This window comes from Candidatus Obscuribacterales bacterium (assembly GCA_036703605.1).
Taxonomy (GTDB): Bacteria; Cyanobacteriota; Cyanobacteriia; order RECH01; family RECH01; genus RECH01.
The window spans coordinates 1-2851 of the sequence record DATNRH010000668.1 but is presented as its reverse complement, the minus strand read 5'-3'; the positions used below and the strand labels follow the sequence as shown (position 1 = coordinate 2851).

The 2851-nt window shown below is 52.0% G+C and carries 4 protein-coding genes; all 4 read right to left on the bottom strand.

Annotation, left to right across the window (positions count from 1 at the left end; translation table 11 throughout):
* The coding region (locus V6D20_14105) for a hypothetical protein (protein HEY9816913.1) at positions 1 to 316 on the bottom strand (316 nt) is incomplete at its 3' end.
* A gap of 25 nt (positions 317 to 341) precedes the next feature.
* Entirely contained in the window at positions 342 to 740 is a 399-nt protein-coding gene (locus V6D20_14100; protein HEY9816912.1) for a gamma-glutamylcyclotransferase family protein, read from the bottom strand.
* 254 nt (positions 741 to 994) lie between these two features.
* Positions 995 to 2044, bottom strand: coding sequence for a hypothetical protein (locus tag V6D20_14095; GenBank protein ID HEY9816911.1), 1050 nt, complete (start codon positions 2042 to 2044; stop codon positions 995 to 997).
* 598 nt (positions 2045 to 2642) lie between these two features.
* On the bottom strand, positions 2643 to 2851 hold a 209-nt coding region (locus V6D20_14090), incomplete at its 5' end, for a hypothetical protein (protein ID HEY9816910.1).

The following is a 2851-nucleotide window of genomic DNA, read 5'->3' as shown; positions in this document are numbered from 1 at the left end:
GGTCAAAGCCGGCACGCATGAGTGCTGTATTAGCAGCTTCCTGATTCTCATCAGTGATAGCTACAAGGGACGCGAATCCACAGTTGGCTGAGCGGTCGATGTAGTCGAGGAGAGTCCGGTACATGTCCTCCCAGTCCATATCGTCAGCATTAGTGAACTGGAAGCCCACATCCTCAGGCTCGATATTATCCAGCCATTCCTCTTCCTGATGATGATACACGGGATTGGCATAGTCATCCTCCATGGCTGTGGCGCTGCCACCGAAACCACACACGACCAGCGAAGAACAGCAGTTAGGGAATGCTTCAAGATGCATAGCGAAAAACCTCACAGTAGTTAGTTTAAACTGCCTTACGGGTGCGTGGATCGTGCCAGACACCATCCTTGATGGGATCACCACGTAGATACCCGCTATTGGGCTCCATCAGGTATACGAAAGCACGTACCCGATACACGCCATCCTCATCCTCTTGCAGCACATCTACCTCCGTGCGCTGATAGAAGTGGGGGTGCCCTTCGAGAGAGTCGAGAGCGTCGAGAGTATTCTCGTCAATCTCGTACAGCTCACCGTGGATAGGGCTTACGCGCTTGCCAAGTGTTACAGCCGGGAATCCTCCCAAGCTATACATGGCACCACACTGGCTCAACTTGGCCTCACCTAGAAAGGTGCTAGCCTTGAGCAGACGATGGTTGCCGAAGCCTTGCTTGAGGCTGCCGTATACGAAAGCCAGATATTTCATGCGAGTGTCCTCACTAGATAGTCGGTGTCGCCATCAGTCCGCCGATGTGGATGCAGACAGTAGCTGTGCCCCGCAGATTGTACCAGACATGAGCCTTCTTCAGCAAGCAGTACATCTAACTGCCGATATGTCAGCAGTTGCCCGAGCAGGGGAATACTTTCAATAGCCCCATGATGCTTACGGGCAATGACGATTGCTGGTACGGTAGTATGCATACTAACCCGAACCATCACCACTTCATTGAGTCGCATAGTTTAAACTACCTCCCTGCTATTACGCAGCTTTTGATCACGTACCCCACAGCAGTAGCTGATCTCACTCAGGATGAGATCGCGCAGCAGTGCCTGCTTCGACTCGTCCTCCAGATTGAGGTCCTCATCGTCCCACCAAATGCGGCCCTTATTCACGCGCTCAGATCGCGCGATGTTCCCTCCTCCAAGGAAGAAATCGTTCTTACCCCCAGCGATATTCTGAGTATCATAGAAGCTGGGTCCCTCATTTGCGAAGATGACACGATAGCTAAAGCCATCGAACGTTGCGGCTAGCGCCTGCCCAGTGATGATGTGACAGCTATCATTATCATCACCGTGAATCATACCACGACAGCGCCCCTGTTGCAGCGTATGGAAGAGAACCAGACGCTCCAGATCATCGGCACAGATTGAATCCTTGAGCCTACACCATGCTGAGATATTGGACTCGCCCATCTTGGAGTAAGTCCTCACCGTGGTATAGGCGAAGGACCAGTCCCGCTCAGAGCCAGCACTCATATCCAGAGTGAGGCCATGGTTAAGCACCCACTTTCGTGTCAGGTCACGCTTACGGCGTGGCAACTCTGAGAAGAATACCGAGAAGCGCGTATCGTAGCAGAAGAAGCGCAGGAATGTGATGTACTCGTCCCAAGTCAGACGGCCAGTACCGCCCGGACGCGTGTCCTCCAGCGGGCGCAGTACATCTACCTCCGTCACAGGATACTTCTCTCCTTTTGTCGCATTACGGAAATCTTCGCCTCGCAGCATCTCTTTGCCCGGAAAGATGGTGATATGTGTCGCCTTACAGAGAGGAGTGTCGTCCTCCGGCAAACGATCACGCTCACCAGCAACCACCTTTTTCAAGTACTGGAATGGTTCGAGGCGGTGCTTAGTGTACATCTCATTCTGTAGCTTTTCTTCCATGATATACATCATGCAGTTCACATCCATACCGTTCTGCCATCCTCCTAGGCAGACGCCGAAGTGCCAGATGTGGAACGGCTTCTCTTGATCTTCACGAACAGCACGGATGTGATGAGGAACAACAGTCATGTCTATCTCCTGATATTTCTAGTTTAAACTAAGCCGACCAGTGTTTATGCGGCTTCTGTGGATTGCCGGTACTTACGATACCGGGGATGCTGACGAGCGTAGACAGTTACTTGTCGGGAGCGCATAACCTCCTCTTGGGTGCGCTTGGTCGCGCTGGAATCAAAATGAGTAGCAGGATGTACATTGTGCATGCGGATCATGATAATACCCTCGATTTGTCACAGTAGTTGGAGCAGTAGCAGGATGATACACGCCACTAGCACCAACATAGTTTAAACTATCCCAAGCATTACGAGCAAGCCGTGCATGATGCCTACCGGGAAGAGCAGTGCCCCCGCCAGTAGAATGAACCACGCCTCCGTTTGGATGCTCACGATGATGTGAGTAACCCAGCTTGACGCCATCAGCAGCAGGACTAATACAAGCCAGATCACGATTGCCAAGCAGGTATACCTAGCGGGCACTTTGGATGTGAACTTTTTTCGTGCGTCCATTGTTCCGTCCTCTCATCTTGCTGGCGCTATTATTACGCGCCGGACTTGGGGTTGAGGGCACCAGATCACTCGTCTCATGCCCATACGTTCGAGCCCATTGGGCGCTAATCGGCGATTGACTTTGATCCATCGGTTTTCTCCACTTTGACTTGTACTTCCCCCTGCAACTCAGCGACGGTAGTCATACGTGCTACACGATGGAAGACAGATGGCCTCTCTTTACACAGTTGAGCACATCTCTTCTCGGCACTAGCGTAGAAGTTGAACACCTTAGCATCATCGCACAGGTGCCACTCATTTCCGCGCTTACACA

Coding starts and splice junctions, on each gene's coding strand:
- V6D20_14095 (HEY9816911.1), bottom strand. CDS start 2,044: ATGACTGTTGTTCCTCATCACATCCGTGCTGTTCGTGAAGATCAAGAG.
- V6D20_14100 (HEY9816912.1), bottom strand. CDS start 740: ATGAAATATCTGGCTTTCGTATACGGCAGCCTCAAGCAAGGCTTCGGC.